21 protein-coding genes are annotated in these 14,782 nt (G+C 32.0%); all 21 read left to right on the plus strand.

Annotated features, from left to right (window positions below; all coding sequences use genetic code 11):
• Window positions 1–268 precede the first annotated feature (268 nt).
• The gene (locus IGK86_RS02755) at window positions 269–520 is read left to right on the plus strand and encodes a hypothetical protein (RefSeq protein WP_002365227.1); all 252 of its coding nucleotides are present in this window, start codon (window positions 269–271) and stop codon (window positions 518–520) included.
• Between the two features lie 85 nt (window positions 521–605).
• A complete protein-coding gene (locus IGK86_RS02760; protein ID WP_002394274.1) occupies window positions 606–932 on the plus strand; it encodes a hypothetical protein in 327 nt (108 codons plus the stop codon).
• A complete protein-coding gene (locus tag IGK86_RS02765) occupies window positions 932–1,348 on the plus strand; it encodes a DUF961 family protein (protein ID WP_002380876.1) in 417 nt (138 codons plus the stop codon). The genes IGK86_RS02760 and IGK86_RS02765 overlap by 1 nt, the downstream gene beginning before the upstream one ends.
• Window positions 1,349–1,370: 22 nt before the next feature.
• On the plus strand, window positions 1,371–1,532 hold the full coding sequence (locus tag IGK86_RS02770) for a hypothetical protein (protein ID WP_002394272.1): 162 nt from the start codon (window positions 1,371–1,373) through the stop codon (window positions 1,530–1,532).
• A 401-nt stretch (window positions 1,533–1,933) separates the two neighbouring features.
• On the plus strand, window positions 1,934–2,086 hold the full coding sequence (locus IGK86_RS02775) for a DUF6906 family protein (protein WP_002410057.1): 153 nt from the start codon (window positions 1,934–1,936) through the stop codon (window positions 2,084–2,086).
• A gap of 40 nt (window positions 2,087–2,126) precedes the next feature.
• Window positions 2,127–2,420: a hypothetical protein gene (locus tag IGK86_RS02780; protein WP_016617142.1), complete on the plus strand. Its 294-nt coding sequence runs from the start codon at window positions 2,127–2,129 to the stop codon at window positions 2,418–2,420.
• Window positions 2,421–2,479: 59 nt separating this feature from the next.
• Complete coding sequence (locus IGK86_RS02785) at window positions 2,480–2,806, plus strand: nucleotidyltransferase family protein (protein ID WP_002394268.1); 327 nt, start codon at window positions 2,480–2,482, stop codon at window positions 2,804–2,806.
• On the plus strand, window positions 2,796–3,176 hold the full coding sequence (locus IGK86_RS02790; RefSeq protein WP_010819235.1) for a HepT-like ribonuclease domain-containing protein: 381 nt from the start codon (window positions 2,796–2,798) through the stop codon (window positions 3,174–3,176). The genes IGK86_RS02785 and IGK86_RS02790 overlap by 11 nt, the downstream gene beginning before the upstream one ends.
• The gene (locus tag IGK86_RS02795) at window positions 3,177–4,685 is read left to right on the plus strand and encodes a cell division protein FtsK (protein ID WP_025193938.1); all 1,509 of its coding nucleotides are present in this window, start codon (window positions 3,177–3,179) and stop codon (window positions 4,683–4,685) included.
• 18 nt (window positions 4,686–4,703) lie between these two features.
• Window positions 4,704–4,982 (plus strand): hypothetical protein, encoded by a 279-nt coding sequence (locus IGK86_RS02800; protein WP_002371427.1) that lies wholly within the window; start codon window positions 4,704–4,706, stop codon window positions 4,980–4,982.
• Window positions 4,972–5,259 (plus strand): hypothetical protein, encoded by a 288-nt coding sequence (locus IGK86_RS02805; protein ID WP_002394263.1) that lies wholly within the window; start codon window positions 4,972–4,974, stop codon window positions 5,257–5,259. The genes IGK86_RS02800 and IGK86_RS02805 overlap by 11 nt, the downstream gene beginning before the upstream one ends.
• A 9-nt stretch (window positions 5,260–5,268) precedes the next feature.
• On the plus strand, window positions 5,269–5,676 hold the full coding sequence (locus IGK86_RS02810) for a hypothetical protein (protein ID WP_002410060.1): 408 nt from the start codon (window positions 5,269–5,271) through the stop codon (window positions 5,674–5,676).
• 320 nt (window positions 5,677–5,996) lie between these two features.
• A complete protein-coding gene (locus IGK86_RS02815) occupies window positions 5,997–7,280 on the plus strand; it encodes an XRE family transcriptional regulator (protein WP_002371424.1) in 1,284 nt (427 codons plus the stop codon).
• Between the two features lie 77 nt (window positions 7,281–7,357).
• The gene (locus tag IGK86_RS02820) at window positions 7,358–7,969 is read left to right on the plus strand and encodes a hypothetical protein (RefSeq protein ID WP_002393069.1); all 612 of its coding nucleotides are present in this window, start codon (window positions 7,358–7,360) and stop codon (window positions 7,967–7,969) included.
• A gap of 94 nt (window positions 7,970–8,063) precedes the next feature.
• The gene (locus IGK86_RS02825; RefSeq protein WP_016617144.1) at window positions 8,064–9,086 is read left to right on the plus strand and encodes a hypothetical protein; all 1,023 of its coding nucleotides are present in this window, start codon (window positions 8,064–8,066) and stop codon (window positions 9,084–9,086) included.
• Between the two features lie 159 nt (window positions 9,087–9,245).
• Window positions 9,246–11,993: a SpaA isopeptide-forming pilin-related protein gene (locus IGK86_RS02830; RefSeq protein ID WP_016617145.1), complete on the plus strand. Its 2,748-nt coding sequence runs from the start codon at window positions 9,246–9,248 to the stop codon at window positions 11,991–11,993.
• 139 nt (window positions 11,994–12,132) lie between these two features.
• Window positions 12,133–12,675 (plus strand): hypothetical protein, encoded by a 543-nt coding sequence (locus tag IGK86_RS02835; RefSeq protein WP_016617146.1) that lies wholly within the window; start codon window positions 12,133–12,135, stop codon window positions 12,673–12,675.
• Window positions 12,672–13,139 (plus strand): hypothetical protein, encoded by a 468-nt coding sequence (locus IGK86_RS02840; RefSeq protein WP_016617147.1) that lies wholly within the window; start codon window positions 12,672–12,674, stop codon window positions 13,137–13,139. Before IGK86_RS02835 ends, IGK86_RS02840 begins: the two co-directional genes overlap by 4 nt.
• Entirely contained in the window at window positions 13,120–14,106 is a 987-nt protein-coding gene (locus tag IGK86_RS02845; RefSeq protein ID WP_016617148.1) for a conjugal transfer protein, read from the plus strand. The genes IGK86_RS02840 and IGK86_RS02845 overlap by 20 nt, the downstream gene beginning before the upstream one ends.
• Window positions 14,106–14,330: a hypothetical protein gene (locus IGK86_RS02850; RefSeq protein ID WP_002371416.1), complete on the plus strand. Its 225-nt coding sequence runs from the start codon at window positions 14,106–14,108 to the stop codon at window positions 14,328–14,330. The genes IGK86_RS02845 and IGK86_RS02850 overlap by 1 nt, the downstream gene beginning before the upstream one ends.
• An 8-nt stretch (window positions 14,331–14,338) precedes the next feature.
• Window positions 14,339–14,728: a conjugal transfer protein gene (locus tag IGK86_RS02855; RefSeq protein WP_002371414.1), complete on the plus strand. Its 390-nt coding sequence runs from the start codon at window positions 14,339–14,341 to the stop codon at window positions 14,726–14,728.
• Window positions 14,729–14,782: the final 54 nt, after the last annotated feature.

The raw sequence follows: 14,782 nt of genomic DNA on the forward strand, positions 1-14,782 counted from the left end.
ACCGTATATTACAGTACTATCTAATGTGCCGTGATGTGATGGAATGTAAGAGTCACTAGCCATTGAAGATGATTCTATGTATTGTGATGAACGTAAGAATCTAAAATTGAAATACAATTAAAGTTGTTATTTTTAAGCGTGGAAAAGATTTTTTCTAAAAGAATATTCAATATTAACTTTAGTAAGCACAACTGTATTATTTTAGTTGTACTTTTTTATTTTAAATGAAAGAACAGAATTTGTTATTAAGTGAATAAGGAGGATAAAAATGAAAGAAGAGCTATTACTTTTTGTTGAGAAGTTTGTTGAACGTATGAAACGACAGAAAAAAACTTTTTCTATTTCGGATATAGAAAAGAGCTATAACTTAGAACGTAAGAAGTTAGGTAAGAGTGCGGTTAAGTTAACAAACATGGAACGCTTAACAATTGAAAGTCGATTATTAAAAAATCAGATTTTACAACGAACATATAAAATGACAGGTTATCATAAACCTTGTCAAGTTGTGTTTTTTAGTTAATAAGAAGAATTGCATAAAGAGAGAAAGGCAGTCAATGGTTGACTGTTTATTTTTGTATAAGAATTAGTGAAAGAAGGAAATTATTTTGGCAAATAGAATTCAAGAAATTGCATTAAGTGATAAAAATTTAGGAAGTAAAATTAAAGCTGTTTATAAAACAGAACGTGATATTTATGTAAATGGATCACCTGTTCGTGGTCGTGTGTTCACCGCTTCAAGCGAAAAGCAACGTGATTTTGAGATTTTTGTTCCTCATTTACGAAATTCACAAATGTTGAATGGCCGTGAAGAAGTAAAATTAATTGATCCAGTAGCACGAATCAATGTAAAACGGAATAACATTGGAAATAGTCGCTCAATTGACATGGTAGTTTATGCAAAACGTTTAGAAGTAGTTGGAGGTAATAAATAATGGGATTATCATTTGAAAATAACACGATTGAAAATTTTGATGTAGTAGGAACATTTGGTACGATGAATTTCTTAGAAGTAGTTGCAATTAATGAACGTGATGGTGAAGGAAATGTGACTGACGATGTTCGTGAACAACGAGTAACGGTTTATTCTAGCAAATTAAATGACCAAGTAGAAATTGCGATTGATCCAGGCTATGACGTTAGTGATATCAATTATGATGATGAAATCGAGTTGACTGGAAATGTAACAGCTCGTGGATGGCTTAATGCTTACAAAGGTTTTAATGACAATGTACAAACAGAACAAGCGTTTAAAGTCCGTGCAGTGGGTATAAAAAAAGTAGGAGCTGTTAAACCAGCTCAACCTACACTACAAAAAGAAAATAAGAATCAAGCAAATGAGCAAAAATAAATATTAGATTGAGGTAGATTAAATGAGCAAAAGAGAAGAATTAAAAAAAATAGGTGATGAATTGTATGAAGTTTTGGCACAAAAAAACGTTACCTTTGAACAAGCAAAAGTAACGCTAGATTATCTTTCAATTAAAATAGATTATGAAATGAAACGAACAATGGTATCTCTTAAGACGTTGTAAAATAGAGAATACTTTTTTCAGGGATGTAGTATTGAATATTAGAACTGATAAACTCTAAAATTTTATCATCAATAATTGATTGGAATTTTTCAATTTTGAGTTTTTGATTGTTGGTAAGAATAATTGTTACGGATTGCATGTCTATTTCACATGCTTTTTCAATTGTTTTTAGCATTATTATAGGACACCTCCTTTTGTTAATATTTTACCACTGAACCAGAAATTTCTGAAAAAATTAATTGGATGTGGGAATTGAAACGAAAGTAAATATCATATTCAGACGAATCGGTAGCACCGTTTAACAGCTAAAAAGGGCATTCTAACGAGTGCCCTTTTTACTATTAATTTGTGTTAACAAGATTTGTTAATAGACATTAATAATAAAGAAAAGGAGAGGTTAAATGAAACAAGGGAAACGCCTAGTTAGGAAAGAAAAAGAGTTGTTGAAAAGTTGCCGATTGAATCCAAAAAATTGGTTAGTAGAAAGACGGTTGAAGAGTAGTGTGATTTTTCTTCATAAAGAAAGTGGTAATTTGAAGGAAATTTATTATTGAAAGGGGTGGTGGAGAAGTAGTGTTAGACTTGGCGGAAAGAATGGGTGTAAAACAAGAAAAATATAGGAGGTTTTTAGAGAGAAAAATTAGAGTCTATCGTATGTGGCAAAGTTTTAGTTATTATAGTACATTGTATTTAAAACTTTATAACGAAACTAGTGAGTATCTTATCCGGTTTTTATTGTTAGATGATTTTTTTTTTGAATGTGATGAAGCTATTTTAAACTTGTTAGATAATTTTTTAGAACAATTAGTTAAAGCATATAATAATAAACTGCATGAAGATTTTGATAAGGGTGTTTTCTTTGAGGAATACACAAGTAAAGTGAATTGATTGTGAAATTTGAATGCTTTATAATGGCTTTAGAATAGACGTTAGAAGAGGTGAGAAAAATGGTGATGACAATGAATGAAATTAAAGAGCGTGTGAAACCTGTAGCAGAAAAACACAATGTACCAGTCGTTTATGTCTTTGGTTCTTATGCACGTAATGAAGCGAAAGAAACCAGTGATATTGATTTTGCTGTAGATATTACAGGACAATCAGAAGAAGCCTATTGGAATTTATATGGAGATTTCTTTGAAGAATTAAAAGAAGCTGTAGCGCATGATATTGATTTAGTGGAGCTAGAAACTCTTGTTGATACACAAGATAAACCTGAAAGAAGAGAATTGTTAGCTACCATTTTAAAGGAAGGTGTAAAGGTATTTGAGAGATAGTACAGCAAAGGATTTACGTTTGTTAAGAGGAACGCTGATCTACATTGAAGATATAGAACAGACACTCAATCGTTTTGGAAGGGATTATGAAACCTTCTATCATGATAGAGTGTTTTTTAATACAATCAGTATGTGTTTAATGCAAATTGGTGAATATACTGTTGGGAACAGTGGCTTTTCAGAAGAATTTAAAGAGAAAAATAGTGGTAAAGTTGATTGGAAAAGACTTAGGAATATGAGGAATATGTTTGCACATTCGTATAGCACAATGAATGAACGTCAGATTTTTCGAATGGCTACAGAATATATTCCAGTGTATAAAGAATTTTGTAGACAAGAATTAGCACGGTTAAAAAAAGAAGGTAGGTAAATGGTAAAAAAATTATTTAGATATAGAGGTAGAAGAATTCGTTATTCTTCAAGAAATTTGTTGGCACTCTATAGAGTGTTATTTTTTATGCCAGTTTTTGCTTGTTTAGGCTATTTTGTGGGCTATAAATGGATGTATCCTTTATATCTTTCAAATCCAACTGATTGGAAAATATATATTGTACCAGCGTTAATAATTATAGGTGTCTCGATAGGCTCAATCGTGCTAATTACATTGCTTGTTAAGGCTTCAATTATCAATTCGGGCTATTTTTCTAAAGTAGAACAACGTCAAGTGTTAGCTCGTATGATTATCGACAATGGCTATTATACGAAGAAGCGAGTTAAAGGTAGTGATGGTAAAACAAAAGAAAAAATAAAGTTCCCAAAAATTTATTATAAGTCTGCAAAAAATAGTATTTTCGTTTCATTTGAAACAGCAGGTAATAAATTTCAGGAAAAATTTGAAACCATTGGTGGCTTTTTGGAAACAGCGTTTCATGCGGACAATTTAAATAAAATTGATGAAAAAGGCTTTATTACCTATGAACTAGCTTCTGATGTTTACAATAAGCGTATTTGGATAAAGGATATGCAAGCTGATAAAGGAAAGGTTCAATTAATGAAAGGGTTGTATTGGTACTTTGATAAAGACCCACATTTATTATTAGGTGGTGGAACTGGCGGAGGTAAAACTTTTACCATTTTATCTCTAATTTATGCACTTTGCCGTGTGGGTGAAATGGAAATTTGTGATCCAAAAAATTCTGACTTGATGGCACTAGGTAAGTTACCAATGTTTGCAGGAAAAGTGCATACAGGAAAAATAGATATTGTTAATTGCTTGAAAAATGCAGTTGAATTAATGAATGCACGTTTTGAAATGATGAATAATAGCCCTGATTACAAAATGGGTAAAAATTATGCGTACTATGGTTTAAAGCCTAAGTTTATTGTGATTGATGAATTTGCAGCATTTAAAGCAGAATTAGCGAATGACTATGCGATTGATGGCGATGTAGATGAATATTTAACCCAACTTATTTTAAAAGCTCGTCAAGCAGGGATTTTCTTTATCGTTGCAATGCAACGTCCAGATGGTGAATTTATCAAAACGGCTTTACGTGATAATTTTATGTTTCGAATGTCAGTTGGCCGTCTTTCAGAAACAGGTATTTTGATGATTTTTGGTGATGAAAATAAAAATAAAAACTTTAAATATGTTGAAAAAGTTGACGGTCAAAAAGTCTATGGTCGTGGTTATGTTGCACAAGGAGGTTCAGTAGCAAGAGAATTTTATAGCCCGCAAGTACCACAAGATTTTGACTTCATTCAGGAATTTATCAAGATTTCTAAAGAACTAGGATATGAAGAAATTTCAAAAGAAGTTCAAGAAGAAGTATCTCAAAAAATATCAAAACATGTGGATAAAGAAGCCCTTGCTGAAATTGATGAAGAGTTAGAAGCAGGGCAAGCAAAGTTAGCTAAGTTAAGTGAAAAATTTGGATAATAAGAAAGGAGCTTTTTATTGGATTCTAATGAAATAATAAAACACGTTAGAGAACGAGTATATGTTGAAGTCAAGAAACGATATAAAAAGCCTGATTTAGATACACGTATTCGTGACATTCTCTATGAACAATCAGAAAGCTATGCAAAATTAGTTCGATTTTCTAATGGAAAGCGAATAAAAAAATTAACTGATCCTGTTGAGTTTGAAAAATTTATAGAAAATAAGGGAACTAAAATTGTTGAAGAAGTAATCTTTGCTTTGAATAAAAAGGAGGAAAAAGAAAGTGAAATTTAAATCGCAAGGACAAATGCTAAGTTATGTAAAAGAGAAGGAACAAAAAATAATTAAAGAAATTGACCGAAGAGCAGAAAAAGAAGGAGTTTTAGATAATAATAGATTGCTTGATTATAAGTCTTTAGTGACTTCTATTTTAGATGCAGAAGCTTTTTATGATGAAGATAGACCAGTTGAGGAAAAGAAATTCTCAACATCACAAGAAGTTGATAAGTATTTAGAAACAATATTTAAGGAGCATATGGATTCTGCTTGGAAAGAAATGTTTGGTAAGTAGGTGTTAAGTATGTTTTCGTTTGAGGAAGTGATTTTACAACTTGAAAATAAAATTGCACTAAAAACATTAAAAAACTGGGCGAATAAAATAGAGAGATTAACAGATAAAAAATTTGAAAGGAAATATGCGAAAAATTCTAAAGGTTATACCTATTCGTTTAAAGTTTTCAGTTCTAATGATGTTGAATCCTTTTTTAAATTAATTGATCTAAGAAGTAAAAATATTCCTTTGGATATAGCTATTTCGGATGTTTTTATGTCAGAAGAAGAGAAAAAGAAGAAGGAAACTATTTCAATAACAAAAGCAGAGTTTCGAGAAAATCAAGCAACAGTGAAAGAGCTAATCGATTTAGTAAAGGACGTACTATCAGATAATGCAGAGATAAAAAAACGCTTGAAAGTTTTAGAAATGAAGTAAGGAATGGTAGGAGAGTAGACTAGAAGTTGCTAGGGATTGTTGCGTGCTTTGTAGATAGAATAGGGGTGGCGCCCCAAGGCGCCCGCCCCTATTCTATCGTTAACAAAAGTAGCAACGTATATCCCAAATACTTCTAGTCGTGAGGTGGGCTTGACCCACTTCGAAATTTTCTACCCCCGTTTTATAACATGGGGGTAGAATTTAACATACCATATAAAAAAGTTGCTTAAACACTATGTCTCGCAAGGGATTGAGCGATTATGTTTTTGGAAACTTTTTAGTAGATATTTGGAAACTTTTTTTGGAAGTAGGGTTAAATAGTGAGGGGCGTTGATTTAAAGAGATATAGAAAAGAATTAAAATTGAAACAAATAGAAATGTGTCAATTGTTGTCTATCACTAAAGGTTTTTATTCTAATTTAGAATCTGGAAAACGACCGATTACACAAGAGATGGAGAAAAAAATAGTGGAAGTATTGCATATTGATGGTGGTCATGCTTCGGTAGAAGCAAAAATTGACTTTCTAAGAATACGATTTAAAACATTAGATGTTCGGACAGTTATTGAGAAGTTGTTGCACATGGATATGAACTGGTTTACTCATGAATCGAGAGGGTTTTATCATTACACAGAAACATTTTCATATAGCTCTATTCGGATTTTTCGGAATCCGGAAAATGTGAATATGGGTATCATGTTAGACTTATCAGGTGAAGGTTGTCGCCAATTAGAAGAAATTTTTGAGGAAGATAACAACAGATCGTGGACAGAATTTTTTCGTTCTCTTTATGATGATGATATTTTCGGTCAAGGTATTTTGGTAGATACAAAAATTACACGAATTGATATTGCTCTTGATGAATTGATTGTGAAAGGTCAAGAAAATTTTGATTTGTATATTTTGAAAGAAAAAATGGAACAAGGGCTTGTGGATACTACATTTAAGAATTTTGATTTTAGTGGGGGCTTTGCTTATGAAAATAAAAAAATGGTAAATAAAGGTTTGTCTCTTTATTTTGGCAGTCGTCAATCGCCATTATATTTTAACTTTTACCAAAAAGATTATGAGTTAGCACGAAAAGAAAGTGTAAGTGTTGAGGAAGCAAGAGAAAAATATGAAATTAAAAATCGATACGAAATTCGCCTTTCTGATGAAAAGGCGTTTTTATTTGTCGAATATTTTCTATCGAGTGGTGAATCGTTGGATTGGTTAGTGAAAGAAATTATTAATCAATCTTTGACAGTTTTTGACATTGAAGAGGGTGCGAAAGTTTATTGCAAAGCTTGGTATGATGTCGTAGACAAATTGGAAGGTTTAAAATTGTCTGTTCAAGGTGAAAAGCCTTCTATTGAAAAAACACTTCGGTGGTTATCAAATTATTTAGCCCCTTCACTAAAGATGATTAAAGAGATTGATAATTTGTTAGGAACAAATGAGTTGATGGAACGAATTGATTTAGCAGAACTAAAAGAGAAACACGAGGAAATTATTGAAATGGTATGCGTGGATGCGAAAGATTTATTGTTTACTACTAATCAAAATAGTAGTGTTCGGTCTTATATGGAACAAGAATTTGATTTAGAGGAAGCATATCCATTTTAAAGATTAAGGGGGATATGGATACAATTGATTCGTTATTTTAAATAGATATGAGTTTAGTTGAAAGGAATTTATGAATTATGAGTAGAGAAGTTATTGAACGAAACACGAAAGTAGCAATTGCTATTACTGAAAAAATGAAAAAAGGTAGAAATGATTTAAAAAAAGCCAAAGAAAAAATCATTCAATTAGATAAACAAGGAGAGTTGACGATTCCTTTTTTAAAGACTACTTTTGAAAAGCTTTCAGAATCAAATGAAGAGCTTTTAAAAGAAATTTCAAGATATGATTATACTTATGTGGTTCATGAAGCAGAAATGACGGTTAAAGAGAAAGCAATTTGGGAAGAATTTTTCAATATAAAAAAATTTTATGATAAAGAGCTTTCAGAATTTGCCAGTTTTAAAGAGAAGTATAAATATTTTGAGCCTAAAAATAGTGAAGAATTAAAAAAACAAGCTCGATTGCTGTTAGAAAAGAAAGGGTATATTGTTGATAGTCCATTTGAAGGAGATTTTGAAAGATGGATTGGCGTTTATGCTAGACCTAAAGATAAACCAACTTATTTAGATCCAACTGATGGAGAAGAAGCTGGATTACAAGAATTGTACAGTGTAGATGGATTTAAGCAAGACTTTGCGGAATGGTTTGAGGGAGAAATTGTGGAAGGTAAATTAATTAACATGGTGTAAAGTAGAAGAAATATTGTGATAAAACACACAATTTTTTTTGGGAAAACAAGTATAATCAAGTAAGCCAATATTGTAAAAAAATGGAGGAACGAAAATGGAGAAAAAAACTAAAATGTCAGGGAAAAAGAAAATGTTGGTTGTTGTAGCTACGCTTGTAGTTGTTGGTGGTGGCGCTGGATTAGTTATTCATAATCAGAAAGTTCAAGCGGAAAAAATTGAATTACAGGAAATAGAATCCTACAAAAAGTTACAGGATCAAGCAGATAATGCAATAAAAAAAGCTTATGATACACGTAGCGCTAAAGAGATTAAATTAGCAAAAAAAGTAATTGATCAATTAAAAAATGAAGATAAAAAAGAGCCGATGAACAAGATTTTAAAGCTAGAATCGTTTTTAGCATTAATTAAAAAGACGGATCAATTGCTTTCAATTGCTGAAAAGTCTAAGAAGGACAGTGATGTAAAAGTAGCACAGGAAAGTATTGATTCTGAAAAAGATGTTTATTTAGTAAAAGATAAAAAATCACACCAAATTCGTCTTGATAAATTAAAAAAATCAATTGAGGAACAAAAGAAAAATGAAACTGAAAAGAAGAAAAAATCAGCAGAAGATAAGGCAAAACAGGAGAAAGAACCTTCAACTACTGAAAGCAATGTAGCGGAGGCAACTCCTGAAAAAACAAATAAAGAAAAACCGAAAGCTACACCAACTGTTACATCGGACAATCAAGAAGCTGGTGTGGAATCAGCACAAGAACCAAATAGTCAACCTAGTTCTAATAACGAAGCCGCTGGTTCAATAACACCTGATTATAATCCAAATACAGGTGGTGGATCAACTGGGGGAAATACTATTCAACCAACACCTACCCCAGAACCAACGCCTAATCCGACACCAGCTCCGAGTCCAACGCCAGAACCAACTCCTACACCAGAACCTACCCCAGATCCAACGCCTGATCCAACACCAAGTCAACAATGGGTTGGTTGGTGGAACGATAGTAAGCAATTGCATAGTGTAGGAACATTCAACTCACAATCTGAAGCATTAGCTGCAGCTGAATCATTATATGATGCAAATGGAATGGTAGGAACTTACGGAGCTTCACAATTATAAATGAATACTTTTGTTAGCAGACAACTCATGTATTAATCTGAGTTGTTTTTTTTATTACAGATATATAAAGAAGGTGAGTAATTGACCATGATACGAGCACCTTCTTTTTGTATATATTTTTGATGTTTCAAAATAAATATAAAGAAGAAGGAGAAAGAAATGAAATTTTCAAGAAAAATTAAAAATTTAGCGATGATTGGAGTTATTGGTCTGCAGACTTTGTTTACTGCCGTTCCAGTTAATGCAGTCACCGCTTCAGATGTTTCATTTGATCATAATAACGAGCGTGAGATGTCTGTTACATGGAAAGGAGAAACGAGAGATATATGGACTGCGCCGATTTATTTAGATCAAGGTACTGGAAAAGAATTAGTGTTTTGCGTGGATCCATTTAGTCATGTTTTAGAAGGGACAGGGTATTCAAGTAATCCTTTTGCTTTGAACCGAAAAGCAAATTTGATAAGCTCTCTGTGGAATCTAGCTGGTACTGATTTAGATACAATGTTTGTAGCGCAAGAAATGCTTTATAACGAAGTGGGAGCTGTTGTTCATTCAAACGGTGATTTAACAGAAGAGCAAAGAATGACAATAAAGAAAAAAATTAATGATGTTATTGCAAATTATGAAAAACAACCTTCTTTTCATAATAGTAAGGTAAAACTAACTCTAGGCGAATCTACTGTATTAACAGATACGAATGGTTCGAATTTATCTCAATTTGATGTGGTAGCACAAAATACTGCTAATGTAGATTTCAGACAATCAGGAAATAAGTTAACCATTACACCTAAAAGTACGGCAAATTCTTCAGGTACATTAATCTTGAAAAAAAGTTTACGTGAAGGAACTCCTTTTATATGGAAAAAATCAGGGTCTCAAGAACTGATAAGTTCTGGTGTTTCAGACCCAAGTAAATACAAAATAGATTTTGAGATTGTAACAACAGGTGAAATGAAAATCGTTAAATTGGATAAAGAAACAGGAAAACCAGTTCCAAATACAAAATTTGAAGTAGAATATAACGGGAAAAAGCAAACGGTCACAACTGATACCAAAGGGGAAGCAATCGTAAAAAATATTCCTCATAATGCCAAAGTTAAAGCAACGGAAATTTTTGTACCTGCTCCATATGTCCTAGATAAAAACAATACCAAAGAAGTCGTAGTAAAAGCTGGAAAAACAGCTTCAGTAGAATTTAAAAATGAAGTAGCGACTGGGAAAACGACCTTAATAAAAGAAGATAAAACGACTAATTCTGATAAACCATTAAATCCTACATATCCAATGGTAGGAGCTAAGTATGGTTTATTTAAGGAAAATGGCACCTTGTTAAAAGAATTTACTTTAGATGAGAAACTAACTGCTTCAATGGACAAGTTAGACTTAGGAACGTATTACTGGCAAGAAACGGAAGCGCCAGCAGGATATACATTAGATCCAGAAAAACACGTGGTAGAATTAACATATAAAGATCAAAACACGCCTGTTGTAATTAAAGATTCAGAGAGTATAGACGATGTTATTCGTATGAATTTAGATGGTCAGAAAGTTATTCAAAACGAGACAAATGAAATTTTCAAAAACGGTGTAGAATTTACAGCTACTAATGAACGAACACAAGAAAAAACGGTTGTCACAACGGCCAATGTTGATGGAAAAAATGGATACTTTAAATTCGGAAATCTGCCGATTGATGATTATATCATTACTGAAACAAAAGGTGTTGAAGGCTACAAAAGTATTGATCCTATTGAAGTGAAGCATTCTTATGATAAAGAATCAGATACTTTCACCTTTACAGTGACTGACCAAAAAAGTGGAAATGTATTAAATACAGAACAATTTACACAAAAAGACTTATCTAAAGGCGAAAATGTTGATCTTGGCACGTATACATTAAAGGACAAAGCGACACCTATAGATACACCTTGGGTTGATATTGTTTCTATAGCGCATACTGGAGATGGAAAAACACGTTCGTTTATTTGGGGTAAAGAGGTTAAACTTTACGATGATGTAAAGATTTCTCATACAAATATTCCACTAGGAACAAAACGTGCTTTTGAGGATATATTAGTTGCCGTAACACCAGATAATCAAGAAAAAGATGTTTGGTCTTCTGGAAAAATTGATTATAAAGTAGCCAATGAAAATATGACACAACGAGTAGAAACGAATTATGATTACAAAAAAGATCCAGAGGGGACACGATATTTCTTCAAAGTAATTGGTTACAGTAAAGTTTCTGATACAGAGTATAAACAAGATACCGAGCATAATTTTGATGGCAATCAAAAAAATCAGGAAATTATTCCTGCTCTTCCAGATAAACCTGAAATTAATATCTCCAGTCAAGCACACATAGGAGATAATAGAACTCAAACTTTTATTTGGGGAGAAAAAGTAAAGTTATACGATAATGTAAAAATTTCTCATAAAAATGTCGATGTTGATACAGAACGAGCATTTGAAACCATTCTAGTCGCTGTCACGCCTGATGGAAAGGAAAAGGACGCTTGGACTTCTGGAAAAGTTGATTATAAAGTAACGAAAAAGGATACAGTCCAGACGGTACAAGCTGATTATGACTATAAAAAAGACCTAAAAGGTACTCGCTACTATTTTAAAGAGATTGGTTATAACAAAACAAAAAATAATAAATATGAAAAAGATTCAGAGCATAACATCGGTGGAAAGGAAAAAACACAAGATATTACGCCTACTGTTAAAGAGGTACCTAAGAAAGAACCTAAAACGCCAAGTAATCCGAAACAAGCTGAACATGGACTATTGCCGTATACAGGAGAAGAAGCGAACATATGGCTAATTGGTGTAGGGGTTGTTTTATTAGGTAGTGTCTATGCGCTTGTTCAATACAAAAAACGAAAAAAACATATGAATAAATGATAGAAAACAAATAGTAGGTAAGAATGAATCAATTTCTTACCTACTATTTTATTATTCATTGAACGAATTATAGTGAATACTAAACTTCATATAACGGAGGAGTAGAAAAATACGAAAGAGGTGTTATTGACTAATAAATATGGTGAAGGAATTGTCGAAAGAAGAATTTGTCAATCAGTACATGTTTGATTTTAAGTCATTAATTTTTAAATCCAATAATCCTGAAAAAATAACAGCTAAACAAGAAAAACTCTTGGAATGTGAAAAGAAAATCGCTGTATTATTTTATGAAACGTATAGACGAATGAAGGGGTATCCGCCTGATGAAAAAGAACTGGGGAGGATTGTTCAAAGAAATTTTCTTGACCGTTTAAAGTTATTTCGAGTGGAATATGATGTGATTAGTGAAGAAAAATTTTGTGGTCTACACGTACAAATGGTCAAACAGCAAATGCCATTAGAAAAGTATCAAGCAGATGATTTATCTTATATTTTAGGACGAGAAAAGAAGGTGGCTGCTAATTATTTTCTCACACATGATGATTTTCCAACAGGATACGAAGAATTGATGATAAGTCGTTCTAAAAAAGCAGTTACACATGGATTGGAAGAGTTAAGGGAAGAATTTATGGAAAGATACCATAAATATTACAGAAAAATGGAAAGGAGTTGTATTTTATGAATCAAAATATTATGCCAATTTTTAGAGAGCATAGTAAATTTTACCAAAAGTATTCAAATGTACCAGTTCCTGAAATGCTTCGATTGCATGGATTCATAGTTGATGAAATGCCAATTGATGAAGCAGATATTGTTTATATGGAAGAATATAAAAATTCTTTATTTAAAATGGGGATTATTATTGATGAAGCGCCTTTTAAAAAGGAATTTGTTGCGCAATACGTTTTTCATGGCGGTATAACTAGTTTGATTGCAGAAGGTCAATACTTGAGAAAGCCTAACGGGGATAAAATGTACAATTCGTATTATTTTTATTTGTATAAAGAAGGCTTTCAAACACATAAGGGGTATGTTAGAGAGAGAGTTTATGTTGAAAAGGCGATTAAATCTACTTTTTTAAAAACGTTTGAAAGTTGTTTGGGCTTATTAAGAGTAGGAGGGGAATATGAATTTAAAGAAAATTAAAAAGAAAGAGAAGAAAGAAAAAACACCAAAGGTTAAAACTTTTTCTCAAAAGAAAGCGAATCGGGTTGTGTTAATTGGCGCTAGTGTTTTACTGGTGATGTCAGGAGTTGGTGCGCTTCGAGCCAATGTGATGGCAAGTAATGTAGATAATTTGTATTCAAAAGTGGATACATTAAGTGAACAATCAAAAAAGAATAAAGTTGATAGAGAGGAGCTTGATTATTCAGCCCTCTCTTTTTATGTCGAAAATTTTGCGAAAGAGTATTTGAATTATAACTCGAAAGCTAGTGATGAAGCGAAAAAGGCTCGTATTGATCGATTATCTAAATATTTATCATTAGATGTAAAAAATGTTGATGAAACAGAAAATCTACAAGGGAATGTCTTACGTACGTTTAAAAATACGTCTTTATCACGTATAGAGAAAATGGAAGATTGTTATTTGGTTTATCTAAATGTGAATTATGAATTGGAGAAAGATAAAAAGACTGAAAATGTGACACAGAATATGGTTTTACCAATTCAAGTAAAAGACAATTTGTTTTCAATTGTAGGACGTCCTTATTTTGTAGCAAGTAGTTTACCACAAGGGAAAACAGTACCTCTAAAACAGACAGAAAATTCAATAGATGTTGATGGGAAAGAAAAACAATCTGTAGAGAAATTTTTAAAGATGTTTTTTACAAAATATTCAGTTGGAAACAAACAAGAATTAATGTTGTTAATGAAAAAACCAGCAACGACAGCTGGTCAAGACTCATTTGTTTCAATAGATTCAGGTGATATGAAATTTTTTGATACAAAGCAGAAAGGTGTAACAGGAGTTCAAGTATCGGTTACTTTTTCAGATAACACAACAAAATTAACGCATACTGAGGATTTTTCGCTTTGGTTATCTAAAACGGAGAATTCTTATTTTATTAATACGATGAAACATTACTTTACAGAGAAAGAAGGAAATGACTAATGAATACAGGCAATTTGAGTAGTTTTTTAAGTACAGGTTTTATTACAATTTTAGCGTCTGGTGCGATTATCTTGATTTTAAAACATTGGAAAGGTGCCGAATGGGCAAAAATTGGTTCAGTAATTGTCATTGCTTTAATCTTACAGGATTTTGCGACGAATCAAGGAAAAAATATTTTTGCAGTTGTTAAATGGTTCCTAAGTTTAGTTGGAATTAAGATGTAGGTGAGTATATGAAATATTACGATTATTCGAGGGGCTTAAAAGCCCCTTATTCAATGCAAGTTATTAAGTCGCCTAAAGGTCAAGTGGTGTGGGTATTTGCACAACCTGTTAGTCTATCCTATCTCCTAATTCTATTCTTAGGGATTGTGTTAACTGGTTTGTTTTGGAAAGAAGTACCATTACCACAAATTTTAGGAATTAACTTGAATTTGTTAATCATGTTGTTGATGCCGAATAAAGTTGCTCGTTGGTATTCCGAAAAAGAATTCGAAGGAAAAACAGGCTTTGTTTTTTTAAAAGATGGTTTTGTCTATGTGAAAAATTATGTGTTAGATAGTAGATCAATTGTAGCTTTTGAACGAGTAAAAGAAATAGAAGAGTTTTCATTTAAACGTTAGTACAAAAAGAGAATTATATCTATGAATATAAAAAAATAAGGAGTGCATAGCATT

Origin of the sequence: Enterococcus sp. DIV1206 (assembly GCF_051712485.1) — a bacterium.
GTDB lineage: Bacteria > Bacillota > Bacilli > Lactobacillales > Enterococcaceae > Enterococcus > Enterococcus faecalis.

Coding starts and splice junctions, on each gene's coding strand:
- IGK86_RS02835 (WP_016617146.1), top strand. CDS start 12,133: ATGGTGAAGGAATTGTCGAAAGAAGAATTTGTCAATCAGTACATGTTT.
- IGK86_RS02855 (WP_002371414.1), top strand. CDS start 14,339: ATGAAATATTACGATTATTCGAGGGGCTTAAAAGCCCCTTATTCAATG.
- IGK86_RS02825 (WP_016617144.1), top strand. CDS start 8,064: ATGGAGAAAAAAACTAAAATGTCAGGGAAAAAGAAAATGTTGGTTGTT.
- IGK86_RS02755 (WP_002365227.1), top strand. CDS start 269: ATGAAAGAAGAGCTATTACTTTTTGTTGAGAAGTTTGTTGAACGTATG.
- IGK86_RS02820 (WP_002393069.1), top strand. CDS start 7,358: ATGAGTAGAGAAGTTATTGAACGAAACACGAAAGTAGCAATTGCTATT.
- IGK86_RS02775 (WP_002410057.1), top strand. CDS start 1,934: ATGAAACAAGGGAAACGCCTAGTTAGGAAAGAAAAAGAGTTGTTGAAA.
- IGK86_RS02850 (WP_002371416.1), top strand. CDS start 14,106: ATGAATACAGGCAATTTGAGTAGTTTTTTAAGTACAGGTTTTATTACA.
- IGK86_RS02810 (WP_002410060.1), top strand. CDS start 5,269: ATGTTTTCGTTTGAGGAAGTGATTTTACAACTTGAAAATAAAATTGCA.
- IGK86_RS02770 (WP_002394272.1), top strand. CDS start 1,371: ATGAGCAAAAGAGAAGAATTAAAAAAAATAGGTGATGAATTGTATGAA.
- IGK86_RS02840 (WP_016617147.1), top strand. CDS start 12,672: ATGAATCAAAATATTATGCCAATTTTTAGAGAGCATAGTAAATTTTAC.
- IGK86_RS02785 (WP_002394268.1), top strand. CDS start 2,480: ATGGTGATGACAATGAATGAAATTAAAGAGCGTGTGAAACCTGTAGCA.
- IGK86_RS02765 (WP_002380876.1), top strand. CDS start 932: ATGGGATTATCATTTGAAAATAACACGATTGAAAATTTTGATGTAGTA.
- IGK86_RS02830 (WP_016617145.1), top strand. CDS start 9,246: ATGAAATTTTCAAGAAAAATTAAAAATTTAGCGATGATTGGAGTTATT.
- IGK86_RS02780 (WP_016617142.1), top strand. CDS start 2,127: ATGGGTGTAAAACAAGAAAAATATAGGAGGTTTTTAGAGAGAAAAATT.
- IGK86_RS02795 (WP_025193938.1), top strand. CDS start 3,177: ATGGTAAAAAAATTATTTAGATATAGAGGTAGAAGAATTCGTTATTCT.
- IGK86_RS02845 (WP_016617148.1), top strand. CDS start 13,120: ATGAATTTAAAGAAAATTAAAAAGAAAGAGAAGAAAGAAAAAACACCA.